19 protein-coding genes are annotated in these 17,041 nt (G+C 64.0%); 15 read left to right on the top strand and 4 right to left on the bottom strand.

The features are described 5' to 3' along the window. Positions 1-795, bottom strand: coding sequence for a hypothetical protein (locus AC1DVS_RS18240; protein WP_478025338.1), 795 nt, complete (start codon positions 793-795; stop codon positions 1-3). A gap of 10 nt (positions 796-805) precedes the next feature. Here AC1DVS_RS18240 and AC1DVS_RS18235 point away from each other — a divergent pair, with 10 nt between their 5' ends. Together AC1DVS_RS18235 and AC1DVS_RS18230 are read left to right on the top strand one after the other, a co-directional pair. Then, positions 806-973, top strand: coding sequence for a hypothetical protein (locus AC1DVS_RS18235; protein ID WP_478025337.1), 168 nt, complete (start codon positions 806-808; stop codon positions 971-973). 321 nt (positions 974-1,294) lie between these two features. Then, positions 1,295-1,624, top strand: a complete 330-nt coding sequence (locus AC1DVS_RS18230; protein ID WP_478025336.1) for a hypothetical protein — start codon at positions 1,295-1,297, stop codon at positions 1,622-1,624. Positions 1,625-2,198: 574 nt separating this feature from the next. Here AC1DVS_RS18230 and AC1DVS_RS18225 read toward each other — a convergent pair. The 3 genes from AC1DVS_RS18225 to AC1DVS_RS18215 all read right to left on the bottom strand — a co-directional run bounded on the left by AC1DVS_RS18225 (position 2,199) and on the right by AC1DVS_RS18215 (position 6,302). Then, positions 2,199-4,745 (bottom strand): TonB-dependent receptor, encoded by a 2,547-nt coding sequence (locus tag AC1DVS_RS18225; protein ID WP_478025432.1) that lies wholly within the window; start codon positions 4,743-4,745, stop codon positions 2,199-2,201. 171 nt (positions 4,746-4,916) lie between these two features. Then, a complete protein-coding gene (locus AC1DVS_RS18220; protein ID WP_478025335.1) occupies positions 4,917-5,414 on the bottom strand; it encodes a YdcF family protein in 498 nt (165 codons plus the stop codon). Positions 5,415-5,432: 18 nt separating this feature from the next. Continuing rightward, entirely contained in the window at positions 5,433-6,302 is an 870-nt protein-coding gene (locus tag AC1DVS_RS18215; RefSeq protein WP_478025334.1) for a hypothetical protein, read from the bottom strand. Between the two features lie 226 nt (positions 6,303-6,528). On the opposite strand from AC1DVS_RS18215, the gene AC1DVS_RS18210 reads away from it, so the two are divergent. The 13 genes from AC1DVS_RS18210 (at position 6,529) to AC1DVS_RS18150 (ending at position 17,037) form a co-directional block, all read left to right on the top strand. Continuing rightward, positions 6,529-6,720 carry a hypothetical protein gene (locus tag AC1DVS_RS18210; RefSeq protein ID WP_478025333.1) on the top strand — a complete coding sequence of 64 codons (192 nt, stop codon included), beginning with the start codon at positions 6,529-6,531 and terminating at the stop codon, positions 6,718-6,720. 1 nt (position 6,721) lies between these two features. Continuing rightward, positions 6,722-8,389, top strand: coding sequence for a portal protein (locus tag AC1DVS_RS18205; protein ID WP_478025332.1), 1,668 nt, complete (start codon positions 6,722-6,724; stop codon positions 8,387-8,389). Positions 8,390-8,687: 298 nt separating this feature from the next. Further along, the gene (locus AC1DVS_RS18200) at positions 8,688-9,008 is read left to right on the top strand and encodes a Bbp19 family protein (RefSeq protein ID WP_478025331.1); all 321 of its coding nucleotides are present in this window, start codon (positions 8,688-8,690) and stop codon (positions 9,006-9,008) included. Continuing rightward, on the top strand, positions 8,962-9,621 hold the full coding sequence (locus AC1DVS_RS18195; protein ID WP_478025330.1) for a hypothetical protein: 660 nt from the start codon (positions 8,962-8,964) through the stop codon (positions 9,619-9,621). Before AC1DVS_RS18200 ends, AC1DVS_RS18195 begins: the two co-directional genes overlap by 47 nt. Positions 9,622-9,707: 86 nt before the next feature. Then, positions 9,708-10,733: a major capsid protein gene (locus AC1DVS_RS18190; protein ID WP_478025329.1), complete on the top strand. Its 1,026-nt coding sequence runs from the start codon at positions 9,708-9,710 to the stop codon at positions 10,731-10,733. Between the two features lie 88 nt (positions 10,734-10,821). Continuing rightward, positions 10,822-11,256: a Bbp16 family capsid cement protein gene (locus AC1DVS_RS18185; RefSeq protein ID WP_478025328.1), complete on the top strand. Its 435-nt coding sequence runs from the start codon at positions 10,822-10,824 to the stop codon at positions 11,254-11,256. Further along, positions 11,249-11,500 carry a hypothetical protein gene (locus AC1DVS_RS18180; RefSeq protein ID WP_478025327.1) on the top strand — a complete coding sequence of 84 codons (252 nt, stop codon included), beginning with the start codon at positions 11,249-11,251 and terminating at the stop codon, positions 11,498-11,500. The genes AC1DVS_RS18185 and AC1DVS_RS18180 overlap by 8 nt, the downstream gene beginning before the upstream one ends. 79 nt (positions 11,501-11,579) lie before the next feature. Further along, entirely contained in the window at positions 11,580-12,221 is a 642-nt protein-coding gene (locus AC1DVS_RS18175; RefSeq protein ID WP_478025326.1) for a hypothetical protein, read from the top strand. Between the two features lie 9 nt (positions 12,222-12,230). Then, positions 12,231-12,854 (top strand): phage connector family protein, encoded by a 624-nt coding sequence (locus tag AC1DVS_RS18170; RefSeq protein ID WP_478025325.1) that lies wholly within the window; start codon positions 12,231-12,233, stop codon positions 12,852-12,854. Beyond that, positions 12,854-14,050 carry a hypothetical protein gene (locus AC1DVS_RS18165; protein ID WP_478025324.1) on the top strand — a complete coding sequence of 399 codons (1,197 nt, stop codon included), beginning with the start codon at positions 12,854-12,856 and terminating at the stop codon, positions 14,048-14,050. The genes AC1DVS_RS18170 and AC1DVS_RS18165 overlap by 1 nt, the downstream gene beginning before the upstream one ends. Beyond that, positions 14,047-16,050: a phage tail protein gene (locus tag AC1DVS_RS18160; protein ID WP_478025323.1), complete on the top strand. Its 2,004-nt coding sequence runs from the start codon at positions 14,047-14,049 to the stop codon at positions 16,048-16,050. Before AC1DVS_RS18165 ends, AC1DVS_RS18160 begins: the two co-directional genes overlap by 4 nt. A 64-nt stretch (positions 16,051-16,114) precedes the next feature. Then, positions 16,115-16,513, top strand: coding sequence for a hypothetical protein (locus AC1DVS_RS18155; RefSeq protein ID WP_478025322.1), 399 nt, complete (start codon positions 16,115-16,117; stop codon positions 16,511-16,513). After that, positions 16,513-17,037 carry a hypothetical protein gene (locus tag AC1DVS_RS18150; protein ID WP_478025321.1) on the top strand — a complete coding sequence of 175 codons (525 nt, stop codon included), beginning with the start codon at positions 16,513-16,515 and terminating at the stop codon, positions 17,035-17,037. Before AC1DVS_RS18155 ends, AC1DVS_RS18150 begins: the two co-directional genes overlap by 1 nt. Positions 17,038-17,041 lie beyond the last annotated feature (4 nt).

Genomic DNA, 17,041 nt, shown 5'->3' with positions numbered 1-17,041 from the left:
TCAGTGCGGCGTATTGGCGGGTGGCTCCTCGGGCTTCGACTTCTTGCCGAAAGTCCTGATCGCCGCCCACAGGGCGCCGGCGGCGACCACCAGGCCGAGCAGCGCCTTCATCAGCGTGGTCAGGCCGGTGGATTGATCGGTCGCCCGCTTGATGCCCTTGTCGACCCGGTCGCCGATATGGACCTTCACCTTGATGTTCCGGTGCAGCACGCGGACGAGGTGAAGCTCGGGCGGGTCATTCGCGCGGGCGCTGTTCACATAGACCGAGAGATCGAGCTTGTGGCTCGCGCCAGGCTGGGCGGTGATGGTCCAGGACCAGAAGGCGCCGCCGGTCGCGGACAGATCGCGCGCCTGGTTGCCCGCCGGCTTGATCTCGAAACCGACCCCGGTGAGCTCGGCCGCCATCCGCCGCGTGACCTTGACCGGCATCGTCTCAGTCGGCGTCTCGCCGAGCACGTCGCCCACTGGGTTCTTAGCCGGTTTGTCGGTGATCGCGAACGTTAGCTGGTCGGTATCGCCGACATACATCGTCTGCGGCGCATTGATTCCGCCCTCGCCGATCGTGAGGTGCTGTACGAAGCCGGTCAGCCGCGCGCATTCGGTCGGGCTGACATTGTCGTTGGCCGCCTCGCACCAGCTTTCGCCCGGAGCGGGCGCGGGGGTTGCTGCCGGAGGAGGGGGAGGAGGAGGCGGTGCCGGATCGGCGGCGACGCCGGCCTCTGCCGAGGTGTGGGACGACCGCGGGACGATTGCCGTGGTTCCGTGGGGTATGGCCAGCGTGGTGGTGGGACGCACCCCTGGAGCGATGGCAGTAGGAGCGACGGGCCTTGCTGTGACAGGCGTCGGCGTGGCGGGCGTTGAGATGACCGGAGTGGGCGTGGCGGTAGGGCTCGGTGTCGGCGATGCTGTAGGTATTGGTTCCGGGGCCTCGACCTCGATCTCCGCTGACGTATTGGTGCCGCCGCCGCTCTGATTTGGCGACTGGCTGCAGCCTGACAGGGTAACTGCCAGTCCGACGGCAGCGGCTAACACTCCCGAACCCAGCTTCATCGCGCGCGTCTCCGGTGTTGCGGTATCGTGATGGTTTGGCGGGCTGTCGGCAAGGGTGGAGGTGAAGGCCGGTGGCGATTTTAGAACCGATATGGTGGGATCTGGCGACCTGGGCGCCAAAATCCGGAACCATGGCCGCCGGCGATTACGCGCCGGCGCTCGGGCCGGATGGTGGGGCGTCTCATCGCATATGCCGGGCGTTTGCGGGTTGAACCGACCGGCGCGGGATGCTTAAGGCGCGCCAATGCCTGATGACACTTCGACCCGGATGCTTGCGCTGTGTATGGCGCATCTCCGCCAACGCCTGAACGACGACCTCGGTATCGACGCCATGATCGAGAGCGGTGCGCTCACGATCAAGGTGCGGAACGGCGGGCTGATGCGCCGCAACGAGAGCAAGAGCTTCCGCGACGATCTGCGCCGCCGGATCCGCGATGCGCAGGAGCTGATCGAGCGATCGAGCTTTGCGATTTCAGACGATGCGTTGCTCGACGCGCTGGAGCAGAGCAACGGCATGGACAAGGACGCGAAGGCGCTGTGGGGCGAGATCGAGCGCCGCGGACTGGCCGGCTGATAACCGCACGCAGCCGGTCTGCCGCTGAACGATCGTCGCTTGCTCATTGCTCCAGTCTCTCGAATTCGGGAGCCTCCGACAAACCCGCAGCGATTCACTCCAGCCGCAGTTTCTCCCTGTTATTGGCGATTAACAGGGAAGGAACAGGGAAGATTTTATTTTTTAGGCCGATTTTAGCCCTTTTGTTGGATTTTTGCGGCAAATTTAACGTTCTTATTCAGTATCTTGTAAGGCGCCCTCCCTGTTAATTCAATAACAGGGAGGCTGTTGGAGATAACAGGGAGCGCCGCGCCCATAACAGGGAAGGAACAGGGACGGGAGAAACGTCAGGTTTCGACCGACATGTGAAAGAGCTGAGCCGGAGATTTTACGCTCCGTCCGGTTTGCACTGTGCCCCGATCCGGACACTGGTTGAATCAACTCTTGTCTCATGCAGCTCAGCTTCGAGGCCGCAGCGCTTCGGTTGGAAATGTCATGCGGGTTGTGACATTTTCCGATATGTACAGAACTATGTACAGATGCGGGTGGGATCCCGAGGAACGAGACCCCACCCGCGTCCGAAGCGGCAATCGCGTCAATAGGCGGCTGACAGCGTCAGGAACCATTGGCGCGGTGCGATCGGGTAGGCTGAGTAGCTGTTGGTCGCCGAGCCGATCGACAGGGTCGATGTGCCCTTTTCGTCAGTCAGGTTGGTGACATTGAGCGCAATCTCGGCCTTGCGCAGGGGCAGGATGTTGTCCGGGATCCGCGCGGCGATGCGAAGCGAGGTCAGGAAATAGGACGGCACCTTCACGTCGTTGGTGAAGGTCGCGTAGCGCTCGCCGACAAAGTCGCCGATGAGCTGCGCCTCGAACGGGCCCTGCGACAGCGTCACCACCGTCTTGTTCATCAGTTTCGCGGTGCCGGGCAGCTGCTTTCCGCAGGTCGGCACGACGCCGCTGACGACGAGATAGCCGCCGATGCAGGTTCCGGTGGCAGCGCCGATGCCAGTCGCGGCGGCGGTGTAGTCGCTCTGATATTTGGACAGATTGTACGAGGTGGCGTTGTAGAGCGAGAAGCCACGGCCGACGCGGAAGGTGAAGGCGGCATCGACGCCGTTCGTCTGGACGCTCCCGACATTGACGAGGATCGAGGTGCCACCGGTGATGCCGCCGCCGGCGATGCCGCCCGGATTGGTCGAGATTGCCAGCAGGCGGTTGTTGAAGACGACGTGATAGTAATTGAGCTGGGCTTCGAAACCGATCCCGCTCGCAAAACTGCGGTGGGTGCGCAGGCCGGCTTCATAGGTCCAGCTGCTCTCGGGCTTGCCCTGATCGGCAAAGGCATTGAAGGCCGCCTGGCTGCCGGTGAACCAGGGACCGCCACCGCCGGCGAGATAGGCCGGATACTGCCGCAGATTCTCCTGCACGTTGAAATAGAGCTGTTCGTGGCCGTTGAAATCATAGGTCGCGCCGAACGCCGGGAGGAACCAGCGCAAAGTGTTGATCCTGCCCTGGGGCAGGCCGCCGGTGAGGCCTGACAGCGACCCCGCCACAGGCTGGACCGGAAAATGGCCTTCTGCCCATTGGGCGCTGGTCTTGAAGCCGGCCTGGACGAGCAGCTTGTCGGTCACCTGCCAGCTATCCTGGAGATGAAGCTGGAGCTCGTTGATCCGCGCCTCGCCCTGATATTGGGTGAAAAGCGGCTGGGCGGCGGCGAGCGGACGGATATAGGGCGTGCTGGTTGCCGGATTGCCGGCAGAGACCGCATACCAGCGGCGCCACTGAGTCGTGCTGTTATGTTCGAACCAGCCGCCGAGCTCGATCTTGTGATTCCCCAGATCGGCGGTGAGTGCCGAGATCACGCCGAAGCGATCGATGCGATATTCAGTGGTGCGGGTAATCAGGCCCGAGCCGCCGGTGGCCGCGACGAGGGCTGCGCCTGATGCGGCCGCCTGTGCGTCGGTTAGTCCGGTGCAGGCAGTGGGGCGGATGCCGTTGGCGTTGGCGCCGAACCGGCAATTGGTCGGCAGGCTGGCATAATTGGGATCGAGATAGGGCTGGGCAGTCGTGATCGACTGGCCAAGCGGGCCGGCCACGACGCCGACGCCGTCATTGTGATGGGCATAGCCGGTGGTCGAGAAGTTGACGTTCTTCGAGATATGCAGATCGTACCGGGCATAGCCGAGATAATCGGTGCGCTGCGCATCGGAATAATAGTTGCGGTAATTGCTTCCCTGCGCGGCTGGCGAATTGCCGAGCGCGCTCAGGTAATTGGTCCGATAGTCATTGAAATCCGGGTAGAAGAACGGCTTTGTATAGGGCGTGTAGAGCTGCACCGCAGTGGCGGTGCCACCGGCGGACGGTTTGAATTTGACCGTCGCGTCTTCGTTCGGCTGGGTGAAATCGTTATAGTCGAAATAGAGGGTGAGCTTGCCGATGGAATCGTCATGGACGAACTTCGCATTGGCCTGATAGCCGCCCTGGACACCGTTGAAATCCCAGGCGCGGGCGTGCTGGCGCGCCGCCGAGATATAGGCCGAGTTCGTGCCGCCGAAATTGCCGCTGTCGATGCGCACGAAGGTGCGCGACGTATCGAAGCTGCCGAAGGTCTGGCTTGCCTGAATGCCGAAATGATCGAGCGGATCCGATGAATAAGTCTCGACGGTGCCGCCGAGATTGCTGTTCGATGCCGTGGCGAGGTCACCGGCGCCTGCCGCGACGATGACGCGGCTGACATTCTCCGAAATGATCGCGCGCTGCGGCGAGAGGCCGTTGTAATTGCCATAGCTCTGATCGCCGAGCGGAACGCCGTCCATGGTGTAGCCGAGCTGGTTGCCGGCGAAACCGTGGATGAAGATCTGGGCGTTCTGCTCGTTGTAACCCCAAGGATCGGCGGTGATGTACAGTACGCCGGGCAGCGTCTCGATCGCCTTTAGCGGCGAGACGCCGGGCAGGATCTTCTGGATCTCTGCTTGCGAAAGCGCGGTGGCCGAACGGGTCTGCTTGGCGGTGACGACGATATCCGAGGTTGCTTCCGACGCGGTGTCGCTGCCGCCGGCCGGGGTGTCGGCGCTGTTGAGTTCGGCCGTCTGTGCGCATGCCGCGTTGGCGTAGAGAAGCGCGCCCGCGAGCGCGAGCATGCTGGAAGTGAATCTGATCACGGTGTTCCCCTCGATGCAGCGGTCGCTGCGACGCGCCCCAGTGCATCAGGACAATGCCGTTCCCGTGACTCTTTCGTTTCAAAGGGATGACAATGAAGGCTTTTCCGCAGGCGCTCGCCAGCCGTTCGAACAGTCCGGACGGGCGTTACATCAGGGCCGCGGCCGCGCGAGCAGGAGCAGCGCGTCATAGGGCGTCGCGAAGATCTCCTTCAGGACATATCGGGCGTATTTTCGCTTGAGCACGCGGCCGCGATCTGAGGGCATGGGCGGCCGCTCGACGCGGTAGCCGAGCAGGCGGAAGAGCAGGGCGCAGCGCGGCTGGTGGAAGGGGCTGGTGCAGATGGCGACGCTGCGGCAATCGCCGCGCTGGCGCAGGATCGCGTCGCATAATTTGACCGATGCCAGCGTATCATGGCCCTGCGTTTCGGGGATGATGCGCCCCGGTGCGATGCCGGCGATCAGGAGATCGCGCCGCATTGCTTCAGCTTCGGTCAGGCCGGAGGGGCCGATGCCGCCGGTGGGAACGAGCAGGCCGTCAGGATGGTCCTCCGCCCAGGCCAGCGCGCCCTGGACGCGCCGATGGAGTGTGGCGCTCAGCCGCCCGTCCTCCCAGACCGCCGCGCCGAAGATGATGGCATAGTCTTTCATATCCGCGCCTTTGCGCAATCATTCCGACGTGCTCTCGCGCACTCCGCGCTTGGTGTCCTCCATTTGTTGCATGCTGTCCTGTATCGACTGCTCCGCCGAGGCCTCCAGATCCGCCAGTCGCGACTGATAATCGTCAAAACGGAGCATGTCGGCGCGGTTGGCGAAACGATACGCGCCGTCCACATTCTGCCACCGCGTTGTCGCGAGGATGCGACAGATTTCGCCTGAAACATCGAGCTGCTCGCGATTGCCCGCTGTCTGGGCCTTGAGCTTCGCCGCCGCCCTCGCGTCGCGGGCAGTCTCCTGCGTTTGCAAAGCCAGTCGCTCCTCGTCGTCCAGGCCATTTCCGGGAATTGGAATCCGGAATTTTGCACGTGCGGCGGTCAGCTTCATGGTCGCGTCGTCGACGATCGCCTTTGCGCGAGGGAAACGATCGCAATCGCGAAGCAGCGCAGGATCGCGCGTGACCTCGTCAGCATTGGTTAGTCGGTCCATGCCGAGAGCGGCAAGCTTGTCGTCGCGGGCTCGCGCGATCGCGACGACCGCGTTGGCGTGTGCGAGAGCATTTTGCGTCATCGGGCCGGGTTCGACGCCGTCGGGCACGCCAAACGAGCCATCGGGCCGCCTTTCTATGCTGGCAAAGGCGAGGTTGTCCGCCTGCTTCTCACGCTTCGCCCTCACAACACCGGCATTGGTGCCGAGCATTGCTGCCAGCAGTATCAGGAAGAATGAGCCGGCGATCCAGCCGGTGGTGGCGCGACGGAAGATCAGGACGAAACCGACTAACCAGAGGACAATGGTCACGGCGATGGTCAAGGTCTCGACTGAGCCCAGCTCGGTTGGGAACCTGGCCATCTTCGGCATGAAGAAGCCGAGGGCGAACAGCAAAATCATACCGCCAATGATCGCGGCGAAGGGCGTGGTGGGCATGTGAGGCGGCGCGGGCGGCTCGTCCTCCTTGTCCCATGGGGGCACCGGCGTTCCGAAGTCTTCAGTCATGCCGTTTCCCCCCAGATTGCTCGCATCGTGTGATGAAAGCGCCGGGGTGGCAAGGTCGATCAGCCGAAGCGCCAGTTTGATTCAACCACAAGCGCGGCGGGCTTAAGCGGCATGTATGTGTACACCCAAAATGCCCAAGGCAACCTCCATCCCTGAACGGCAGGCGCTCAAGCTGCCGGACAATGGCGCAACCGCTCCGCGTATCGACGACGAGATCCGACGGCGCCGCGCGATGATGGCGACGGCGTATCGCGGCGCACTCGGCCTTGGGTCGGGTCCGGCCACCACCAGCGCATTGGGGGGCTGATATGTCGCTCACCATCAAGGAGCGGTGCAATCGCCGGCTCGGCGCGCTCAAGGCGGTTCGCCAGCCTTATGAGGCCGAATGGCGGGAGATCGCGCAATTTGCGCAGCCATCGCATTCGCGCTTCCTCAACAGCGAGCAGAACCGCAATTTCAAACGGACCAACAATTCGGTTTATAACAGCCACGGCATATTGAGCTTTCGAACGCTGACCGGGGGCATGACGAGCGGGCTTTCCTCGCCGTCGCGACCCTGGTTCCGGCTGGCGCCGTTCAATGCGGATCTGGGCGGTGATGCAGCGGTGCGCAACTGGCTGGCCGAGGTGGAACGGCGGATCTACGCCTTTCTCGCGGGCACCAATTTCTACGGTGCGATGAAATCCGGATATGCCGAGATGGGCATGTTCGGGACCGAAGCGTGCGTGATGGTCGAGCATTGGCAGGCGGGCGCCGTCTGCCATGCAATGACCGCCGGCGAATATTGGCTGGCGCTCTCCGATGCGAGCGTGCCGGATACGCTCTATCGCCGTTGCCCGATGACGGTGCACCAGGTGGTGCAGTCGTTCGGGCTCGACGGCGTCAGCGACTTCGTTCGGAATGCGCATGCGAGCGGACGTTATGACCAGCAGGTCAACGTCATGCACGCGATCGAGCCGAACAAGGACCGCGTCGAGGGGCTGAAGACCGCCTCGGGCAAAGCCTGGCGCTCAGTCTATTGGGATGAGAATGACGGCGATTGCGAGCGGGTGCTGCGCGTCCAGGGTTATGAGGAACAGCCCTTCTGGGCGCCGCGCTGGGACACGATCGGCGGCGATACCTATGGGACCTCGCCGGGCTTCGACTGTCTGGCTGACCTGCGCGAGTTGCAGCTGCAGACCAAGCGCAAGTCGCTGGCGACCGAATTCCTGCTTAGGCCCGAGAAGATCGTACCGGCCTCGGTCAAGCTGACCGGGCGGGCGGGGAATATCGTGACGGCGAGCCAGGTCGATGCGGCGGGCGTGATCGTGCCGTACCGGATCGATCCCGCCGCGATCAGCGCGATCTCCGAGGATGTGCAGCGCTGCGCCGACGCGGTCGACCGGCTGACCTATGCCGATCTGTTCATGGCGATCACCAATATGCAGGGCGTTCAGCCGCGCAATGTCGAGGAGATCGCGAGCCGCAACGAGGAGAAGCTGACCCAGCTGGGGCCGGTGATCGAGCGGGTGAACAGCGAAAAGCTCGAGGTCGCGATCGACCGGGCGTTCGGCATCATGGCGCGCAAGAAGATGCTGCCGCCGGCGCCCGAGCATTTGCAGGGCCAGCCGATCAAGGTCGATTTCGTGAGCATCCTTGCGCAGATGCAAAGGATGGTCGGGCTCGGCCAGATCGAGCGGACAGTGTCGTTCATCGGCAATCTCGCGGGGCAGTTTCCCGAGGCCGGGGATCGGCTCGATGTCGATGCGATCGTGGATGATTATGCCGATCGTGCCGGGGCGCCGCCGCGGATCATCCGCTCTGTGGATGAGGCGGACGCGTCGCGGCAGCAACGGGCTCAGGAGGCGCAGGGGGCGAAGCTCGCGGCGATGGCCGGGCCGGCGCGGCAGGGGGCTGATGCGGCACGATTGCTGAGCGAGGCTGCGGCGAATGGCGGGGGGCTGGCTGGGCTGGTTCCTGGCGGGGCCGGGCAATGAGCGGCGCGCATTTCCTTCGTCACCCCGGATTTGTTCCGGGGTCCACCCGTCCGCAATCATCACAATCTGCGGCTCGTGCGGCACAGTGGACCCCGGAACAAGTCCGGGGTGACGGGTTGGTTTTGGCGGGGGCTGTGAGCGGCGCTCATGAAATCTCCCTCTCCCAGCGGGAGAGGGAAGGGGCCCACGCCGTAGGCGTGGGAAGGGTGAGGGCGTCTAGGCCGCTGACCAACCCCTCGTCACCCTCACCCTTCCGTCGCTTCGCTCCTCCCTCCCTCTCCCGCTGGGAGAGGGAAAGATGATCGACCGTTCGGACAAGCTCACTTTGCTCGAATCCGCGGCGTTCCGGCGCTTCCTCTTCGCGCTCATTCAGGCCGGCGGGGTGTTCGAAACTACAGCCACTTCGGCCGATGGGCGCGGCCTTTTTCTCGAGGGGCGGCGGAGCCTCGCGCTCGAAATGCTGCGCAGCATGGATGAGGTCCAGCCCCTGCCATCGGCCTCGGGGATTCCCGCCCAGACGTTGATTCAAACTCTGCGCGAACAGGTGCAGTCAACGCACAAGGAGACAGAAATTGATCGACGAGACGACATCCATGCAGAGCTTCGAGACGAGTATTGAGCCAGACGCGCCCGAGGGTGCGGCCGAGGTCAATGCTGCAGCTTTCGACAGCGGCGAGGACCAGGGCGACCTGGTCGAGCAGGACGGTGAAGAGTTCGAGGGTGAGGGCGGCCACGAGGTTCCGGACGCCTATGAGCTCGAAGCGCCCGGCGGCTTTTCCATCGACCCGCAGGCACTCGCCGTGGCGACGCCGGTGTTCAAGGAGCTCGGCCTTTCGAACGAGCAGGCCAACAAGCTGATGCCGGTCGCCGCCAAGTTCGCGGCGGGGCTTTCGGACAAGCTCAATGCGCAGATCCTCAGCCAGGTGCATGCCGATCGCAAGGCGTGGCTCGACACCGCGATGGCCGATCAGGAGATCGGCGGTGCCAACTGGAGGCAGACGCTGGCGAAGGGCGCGTTCGCGCTCGACAATCTGGGCTTCCCCAAGGGATCGCCATTCCGGGTGCTGCTCGACGAGAGCGGGCTGGGCAACCATCCGGAGATGATCCGCGCCTGGGCCAAGGTGGGCCGGGCGATCGGCGAGGACGGCGACTTTGTTCGCGGCTCCGGCACCTTCCACTCACGGCGGGATACGGCGGAGACGCTTTACCCCAACGACGCACCCAAAGCCTGACGGCTTAGGAACGGCAACACTCTGCAATCTCTCATTTTACCGGCATTTCCCGGAACGGAAATGCTGCGGGGAAAGGACATTACATTATGGCTACCATCGGCAATACGTTTCTCAGCCTCATCGACCTGTACAAGGGCACCGGCGGCACCAACGCGCAGATCGGCGAGGTGATCGAGGTGCTGCGTCAGCTCAATCCGCTGATGGAGGATGCGGTGACGGCTGAGGCCAATATGGGCACCTTCCACCGCCACACCATTCGCACCGGGCTGCCGACCGTGACCTGGGGCATGCTCTATCAGGGTATCCCGCAGTCGAAGAGCTCGACCCAGCAGGTCGACGATACGACCGGCTTTGTCGAGGGTCTCTCGACGGTCGATACGCGGCTGCTCGATATCTCGCCCAACCCGGCGGCGGTGCGGCTGTCCGAAGGGCGCGGCTATCTCGAGGCGATGGCGCAGGAGGTGCAGCGCGGCTTTTTCTACCATGACACCCTGACCACGCCCGAGAAGTTCAAGGGCCTTTCTGCGCGCTACAACAAGCTCGGCGGCGGCGGTGCCGGCAACCAGATCGTCGATGCCGGCGGCTTCCAGTCCGACAATACCTCGATCTGGTTCGTCACCCACGGCGATGCCTATACCACGCTGATCCACCCCAAAGGCACCCAGGCCGGCGTGACCCGCGAGGACAAGGGCGAGCAGCGCACCGTCGACGGCAATGGCAATGTCTATTACGTCAAGGAGGAGCTGTTCCGGCAGCATATCGGCGTGGCGGTCCGCGACTGGCGCTTCAACGCGCGGATCGCGAACATCGACGTGTCGAATGTGCAGCTCGGCAATGTCGATCTCTACAAGTTCATGCGCAAGGCCAGCTACAAGCTGCAGAACCGGCGCACCGCCAAGATGAACGGCGATGTCGCGGCGCAGGGCCGCACCGTCATCTACATGAACCGCGACATGATCGAGGCGCTCGACGGGCTGGGCACCAATGGCACCAACAATGCCGCACTGATGATCCGGCCGATGGAGCTCGAGGGCAAGGAGGTCATGTCCTATCGCGGCATGCCCATCCGCGAGACCGACGCGCTCATCAACGGTGAGTCATTGGTGAGCTGACGACCTGCGCCTTTCGCCGTCGCTCCGGACCTGCCGGAGCGACGGAGGGAAGGGCCGGTCCTCCCATATTCCAGAAAGGATTCATGACATGATCATCGACGCAACGACGCTCTTCTCGAGCGCCCAGTCCATCACGGCCACGGCGGCTTCCACCAATATCATCGATCTCGGCGCGCCGGGCACCATTTACGGGGCGGCGAGCGCGATCGTGCGCGACATCGGCCGCGGTGCGGACGTGCCGCTGAAGTGCACCGTGGTGGAGAGCTTCAACAATCTCACCTCGCTCATCATCTCGATCGAGACTGACGACAATACAGGCTTTTCGACGCCCGCGACGGTGTTCACCTCGCCGACCTATGTGCTGGCGGATCTCGCGACCGGCGCCCGGAATCTGTTGCCCGAGAGCGTGCCGATCGGCACCAATGAGCGCTATATGCGGCTGAAATATACGGTCGCCGGCACCGCCCCGACGCTTGGCAAGATCACCGCCGGCGTAACCGCGGGGAACCAGACCAATGGCTGATCCCGCACCCCCCATCGCAGCCGGCGCACCCAGCGCGCCCGTCAAGGACGCGCAAGTCGTGACGAACCCGACGCTGGCGTTCACTGCGCCGCACGAGGTTTATACCGGCGGCGCGCTGTACGAGCCTGGCGAGGCGTTCTTCACCGCCGAGCCCAAGGGCCGCGAGTGGCAGCCCGCGACCGAGGCCGAAATAAAGCTGGCGCGGGCAAAGGCGGAAGCGGCCGCCGCCAAGGCACAGCGCTGACCTGATGCCGGGGCCCGCGCGCCCCGGCCATTTTTCGACATTGGCATTCTGACATTCGGGCGCCGGGGAGGGCGCAATCATGGCTTATATTCCCGGTATTCCCACATCCGAGACCAACGCATTGCCGTCGCTCGGCACGGGGCTTTACACCAGCGGCGCGATCACGCCGCTGACCACCGGCCAGTTTGGCACGCTCGGGGTCGATATCAGCCGCAATCTGCGTGCGCTGGCGACGTTCAACAGCGCGACCGCTGCCGATGGCTTCATCAACAGCAGCGTCGGTTTCGGCCAGATGGCCAGCCAGGGCACGGCGACGAACACGCTGCTCGCGATGGCGCCCTATCTGTTCAACGGCACCAGCTGGGACCGGCAGAAAAAGCCGAACGCGGCGGTGCGATTGCTCTCCTCGGCGGCGACCACCAACGCGACCAGCGTGAAGGCGTCAGCGGGGGATCTGTTCAAGGTCTCGGGCAATAACACGGTCGCCTCGAAGCGCTATCTCAAGCTCTACAACAAGGCGAGCGCGCCGACCGTCGGCACCGATACGCCGGTGCTGACCTTCGTGCTCGCGGCGAGTGCGCCCTTCGCGATCGACCTGGGGACGACCGGCCAATATTTCGCGGCCGGCATTGCCTTTGCGATCACGGGTGCTGCCGCCGATGCCGACACGACCGCGATCGCGGCGGGCGACATCGAATGCCTGAACCTGACCTACGCATAGGAACGTCCAGTGGCTGTCAGCATCACCATCTGCAATCTCGCGCTCGGCGAGCTTCGGGCGTCCGCGATCGCGGACATCGCCGAAGACTCGATCGAGGCGCAGCATTGCGCGCGCTATTATCCGCAATGCCTGAAGCTGCTGCTCGAACGGCACGACTGGAGCTTTGCGACCAGGATCGCGTCGCTCGCCGAGCTGAGCGTCAATCCCCGGGCGAGCGAGTGGCTTCATGCCTATGCGCTGCCCGTCGATTGCGCGACGCCGAAGCGGCTTGTTCCGCCCGTGGAAGGCGTGGTGGCGTGCTGGCCTGTCGAGTGGGGGCAGGCGTTCATCGTCGAGGCTGGCCTGCTGTATACCCAGATCCCGGGCGCTCTCCTGGAATATTCCGCGTCTGATGTACCGGAGGCGGTGATGCCGGCGCTTTTCGCCGATGCGCTTGCTTATGCGCTTGCGGCGAGACTGGCGGTGCCGATCCGCGACAGCCGCGAAATGAAGGGGCAATTGCTCCAGCAGGCCGAGCTCGCCGCGATGCGGGCCATGGCCGACGACGAGAATCGCGAGCCCCGGCGTGACCTTCCCTTCAGCGATGAAGTGATGGCGGCGCGCAGCGGCGGCCTCACCGGGCAGGTGTGCTGATGGCGTTCCGCACTGGTTCAGCCAATTTCTCCAAGGGCGAGATCGCCGAGGAGCTGATCGGACGCGTCGATGTGGCGGCCTATCAGACAGCGTTGCGCCGCGCGCGCAACGTCACATTGCTCAAATATGGCGGGGTGACCAAGCGGCCCGGTACGCGCTTCGTCGCCGAGGCCTATGCCGGGAACAGCGTGGCACAGGTGACGGCGAGCATTGCGGGCGGTGTGATGACGGTCAGCGCAGTCGCCAGCGGCGCGCTGGTCGCTGGGCAGCTTCTGTCAGGCCCTGGCGTTGCCGCCGGCACGACGATCATTGCGCAGTTGAGCGGCACGGCGGGCGCCGGCGGCACCTATAGTGTCACCCCGGCGCAAACCGTTTCCAGCAACAGCTTTTCGGCGCGCGGCAACCAATCCGTGCGGCTGATGCCGTTTCAGTTCAGCCTCGAGCAGACATATGCGCTAGAGCTTGGCCAGGGCTATATGCGGCCGGCGGCGCTGGGCGGCATGGTGATCGAGGACAAGATCACGGCCACCGCGATCACGCTGGGCAGCACGACCATGATCGCCGCTGCCTATCATGACTATCATATCGGCGATCAGGTCTATTTCAGCGGCATCCTCGGCACGACCGAACTCAACGGCAAGATCGGCAGGGTGCTGAGCGTCGTCGCGGATGTGAGCTTCACCGTCGACATCAACTCGACCGGCTTCACTGCCTTCACCGGCGATACTGGCGGAATCACCCGCACCGCGCTGCCGCCGGCACCGCCGACCGCGCCACCGGTGCCGCCACCGCCACCGCCCCCGCCGCCACCGCCCACAGGGGGCGGCGGTTATGGCGGCGGCTGGTGCGTTGCTGACGACACGCTCGTCCTGCTCGCCGATGGCAGCGAGATCGAGGCGCGGCTCCTGAAGGTCGGCATGCTTGTGCGGACCCGGCATGAGCACAGTCTCGAATGGGGCGACTATCCCGTCCAGGCGATCGAGCTGGCCTGGCAACCGGTGCTCCGCGCCGAAGGATATCCCCGCGCGACGGCGGAACATCTGTTCTGGATCGATGGCGCCTGGGTGCGGATGGATGCGATCGGCGAGCCTGACGGTTCGGCCTGGGTCGCGAAGATCGCGGTTGCTGGCGCGCGCACCTATGTCTCGGCCGGCATATTGTCGCACAACAAGCGCGCTGACGGGCCCGAGCTATGAGTGTCGCCCGCCTCTATCGCGTGGGGTCGCCCTATAATGCGAGCGAACTGGCCGAACTCGATTTCGAGCAATCGGCGGATACGATGTACATCGCCCATATCAACCATGCGCCGGCCAAGCTGGTGCGCGGCGGGCATACGAACTGGACCTTCTCCAGTGTCGGCTTCACGCCCGCGCTTGCGGCTCCGGTGATTTCGAGCGTGGATATTGCCTCGCCGCAGAACGTCGACGCCACCGGCACGCCAGCCGGCAATGCTTTTTTCCCGCAGCCGGCGAGCTATGTCGTGACGGCTGTCGATGACGTTTCCGGGCAGGAGAGCCGCGCTTCCACGCACGCCACCCAGACCAACGACCTGACCTTGAAGCGCAACACCAACAGGGTGAACTGGTCAGCGGTTACTGGTGCCACCCGTTACCGGGTCTACAAAGCTGATAACACGCAGGAATATGGCTATATCGGCAACACCGCGTCGACCTACTTTATCGATGACAATATCGGGCCTGACTATTCCGACGGGCCGCCGGTCGGGAGCAATCCGTTCGACGACTTCGAAGCCGACATCACCGGCAGCATCACGGGGACGGTGCTCACCGTCACCGCCATCACGAGCGGCGAGCTCGCCGCGAACAAGACGTTGTCGGGCCCGGGCGTCACGACCGGCACAATGATCACCGGCCAGCTCAGCGGCACGGCCGGGGGCACCGGGACCTATCGCGTATCAGCAGCCCAGACTGTTGCTAGCGGTACGATCGTCGCGCGCGACATGGGGAATTATCCGTCGACGGTGACCTTTTTCGAGCAGCGATTGCTCTGGGCGCGTACGGCCAATCATCCGAACGCCATCTATGGTTCGCGATCGGGCAGCTTCGAGAATATGGATATCTCGAGACCGCTCAAGGCGTCGGATTCGCTCAGCTTCGCGCTGGTCGCGGGACGGGTGAACGCAGTCAACCAGCTCGTCTCGATGAACGATCTCCTTGCGCTGACCTCGGACGCGATCTTCAAGATCGGGGGCGGGCAGGCGGGCTATATCAGCGCGACCGATTTCGTGACGCGGCGGCAGAATGGGCGCGGTTCCTCGCGGCTCTCTCCGCTCGTGATCGACAGTGTGTGTTTCTACCAGACCGCGATCGGCAATGGCGTGCGCACGCTGGGGTATGAATTCCAGACGGATTCGATCAACTCGAACGATGTGACGATCTTTTCGCCGCACCTGTTCCGGGGGTTTGACATAGTGTCCTGGGCGTATGCGCAGGAGCCGCGGTCGATCATCTGGGCGGCGCGGAACGACGGGGCGTTGCTGTGCTTCACCTGGGAACAGGAGCAGCAGGTCTGGGGCTGGACGCAGTGCGAGACGGACGGGCTGGTCGAAAGCGTGTGCGTCATTTCCGAGAATGGCGAGGACCGCCTTTACCTGACCGTGCGGCGCAACGGGAAATTGCTGATCGAGCGCATGGCGGCGGCGCGTTGGGATGGAGTCGAGAATAGTTGTTTCCTCGACAGCGCCGTCTCCTATGCCTTTGATGCGCCGGCGAGGCGGTTGCGCGGGCTCGATCACCTCGAGGGCAAGACGATCTCGGCGCTGGCGGACGGCAATGTCGTATCTGGCCTGGTGGTGGCGAACGGTGTGGTGGACCTGCCCGAACCCGCCTCGATCGTGACGGCTGGGCTGCCTTATGCAGCGACGATCGAGACGCTGCCGCTTGCCTGGCAGGGGCAGGCGGGCTGGACGATCGCCAAGCCGCAGACCCAGGCCAAAGCGGTGATCCGCGTGGTCGAGACGCGCGGGCTGAAGGCCGGGCCGACCGTCGCGAAGCTCGAGACGCTGCGGGCGCGCACGACCGAGATCCTCGGCCAGCCGAACCGGCTCCAGACCGGCCTGCTCGAGACATGGCTGCGGCCCGATATCAATGGCGGCGCGCGGGTGGTGGTTCAATCGACCGACCCCCTGCCGATGACGATCACTGGCATTTACCTTGATCCCGCCGCGACAGAATAAACCGGGCGCGGACATCCGTATTGTCGCCGCGTCGCCGGCGCATGTCGGGCGGATAGCGAACCGCATGCGTGAGGCCGACATCGTCGAGTGTCGCGCGCTTGGACAAAGCCCGAAACAGGCGCTGCGGGAGGGGCTGATCGCTTCGACGTTTTGCCTGACCGCGCTTGTCGACGGCTGGCCCGAGGCGATGTTCGGCCTGGTAGTGACGAATGCGCTGGCCGGCGAGGGCACGCCCTGGATGCTCGGCACCGAAGCGATCTACGACCATCCGCGAGCAATGCTGCGCTGGGGGCCGCGCTTTGTGGCGGCGATGCTCGATTCAACTCCGGCTCTCAGCAATCTAGTGTCAGCCGATAACGCCCGCGCAATCCGTTTCCTGCAGCGGATGGGCTTTCACACAGGGGAGGACAGGATGTTCTTCGCCAATACCGAATTCCTCACCTTCACCCAGGAGCGTTGCTGATGTGTGTCCCCGCCCTTGCCGTGCCGCTGATGATCGCTTCCACCGTGGTTTCGGCCGGTGGCGCCGTGTTGTCCGGCATCGGGCAGAAACAGGTGCTCGACTACCAGGCGCAGGTCGCCGACCAGAATTCGAAGCTGGCCGAGAACCAGGCACAGGATTCGATTCAGAATACCAACCTCCAGGCGCAGCGCCGCTATCGCGAGATTTCGCAGACCAAGGGCGCGCAGACCGCGGCAATGGCGGCGAACGGGGTGGATCTCAATTTCGGCAGCGCGGTCGATGTGCAGCGCGACACCGCCATGATCGGAGCCGAGGATCTAACCCAGCTCTACAAGGCGGGGAACGAGCAGACCAAGGGCTTCGAAATCAATGCCTTCAACTACCGAGCCCAGGCCGCGGGGGATCGCGCCAAAGGGCGCGGTGCGCTGATGGACGGCATCTTCAAGGGTCTTGGCACGGCACTGAGCGGCGCGTCGCAGGCCTCGGACATGGCTGGAAAAACGCCTGTAAAACCACGTGGATAAACCG

The sequence above is a fragment of the Sphingomonas sp. P3_C5 genome, from assembly GCF_056402635.1.
The sequence above is the reverse complement of the archived record's forward strand: the minus strand, read 5'-3'. Positions and strand labels throughout refer to the sequence as shown.

Bases quoted from the DNA above. Each gene is read 5' to 3' on its own strand.
- AC1DVS_RS18150 (WP_478025321.1), top strand. From the start codon at position 16,513: ATGTGTGTCCCCGCCCTTGCCGTGCCGCTGATGATCGCTTCCACCGTG.
- AC1DVS_RS18180 (WP_478025327.1), top strand. From the start codon at position 11,249: ATGGCTGATCCCGCACCCCCCATCGCAGCCGGCGCACCCAGCGCGCCC.
- AC1DVS_RS18220 (WP_478025335.1), bottom strand. From the start codon at position 5,414: ATGAAAGACTATGCCATCATCTTCGGCGCGGCGGTCTGGGAGGACGGG.
- AC1DVS_RS18210 (WP_478025333.1), top strand. From the start codon at position 6,529: ATGTGTACACCCAAAATGCCCAAGGCAACCTCCATCCCTGAACGGCAG.
- AC1DVS_RS18165 (WP_478025324.1), top strand. From the start codon at position 12,854: ATGGCGTTCCGCACTGGTTCAGCCAATTTCTCCAAGGGCGAGATCGCC.
- AC1DVS_RS18235 (WP_478025337.1), top strand. From the start codon at position 806: ATGGCAGTAGGAGCGACGGGCCTTGCTGTGACAGGCGTCGGCGTGGCG.
- AC1DVS_RS18230 (WP_478025336.1), top strand. From the start codon at position 1,295: ATGCCTGATGACACTTCGACCCGGATGCTTGCGCTGTGTATGGCGCAT.
- AC1DVS_RS18205 (WP_478025332.1), top strand. From the start codon at position 6,722: ATGTCGCTCACCATCAAGGAGCGGTGCAATCGCCGGCTCGGCGCGCTC.
- AC1DVS_RS18155 (WP_478025322.1), top strand. From the start codon at position 16,115: ATGCGTGAGGCCGACATCGTCGAGTGTCGCGCGCTTGGACAAAGCCCG.
- AC1DVS_RS18200 (WP_478025331.1), top strand. From the start codon at position 8,688: ATGATCGACCGTTCGGACAAGCTCACTTTGCTCGAATCCGCGGCGTTC.
- AC1DVS_RS18160 (WP_478025323.1), top strand. From the start codon at position 14,047: ATGAGTGTCGCCCGCCTCTATCGCGTGGGGTCGCCCTATAATGCGAGC.
- AC1DVS_RS18190 (WP_478025329.1), top strand. From the start codon at position 9,708: ATGGCTACCATCGGCAATACGTTTCTCAGCCTCATCGACCTGTACAAG.
- AC1DVS_RS18225 (WP_478025432.1), bottom strand. From the start codon at position 4,745: ATGCTCGCGCTCGCGGGCGCGCTTCTCTACGCCAACGCGGCATGCGCA.
- AC1DVS_RS18185 (WP_478025328.1), top strand. From the start codon at position 10,822: ATGATCATCGACGCAACGACGCTCTTCTCGAGCGCCCAGTCCATCACG.
- AC1DVS_RS18175 (WP_478025326.1), top strand. From the start codon at position 11,580: ATGGCTTATATTCCCGGTATTCCCACATCCGAGACCAACGCATTGCCG.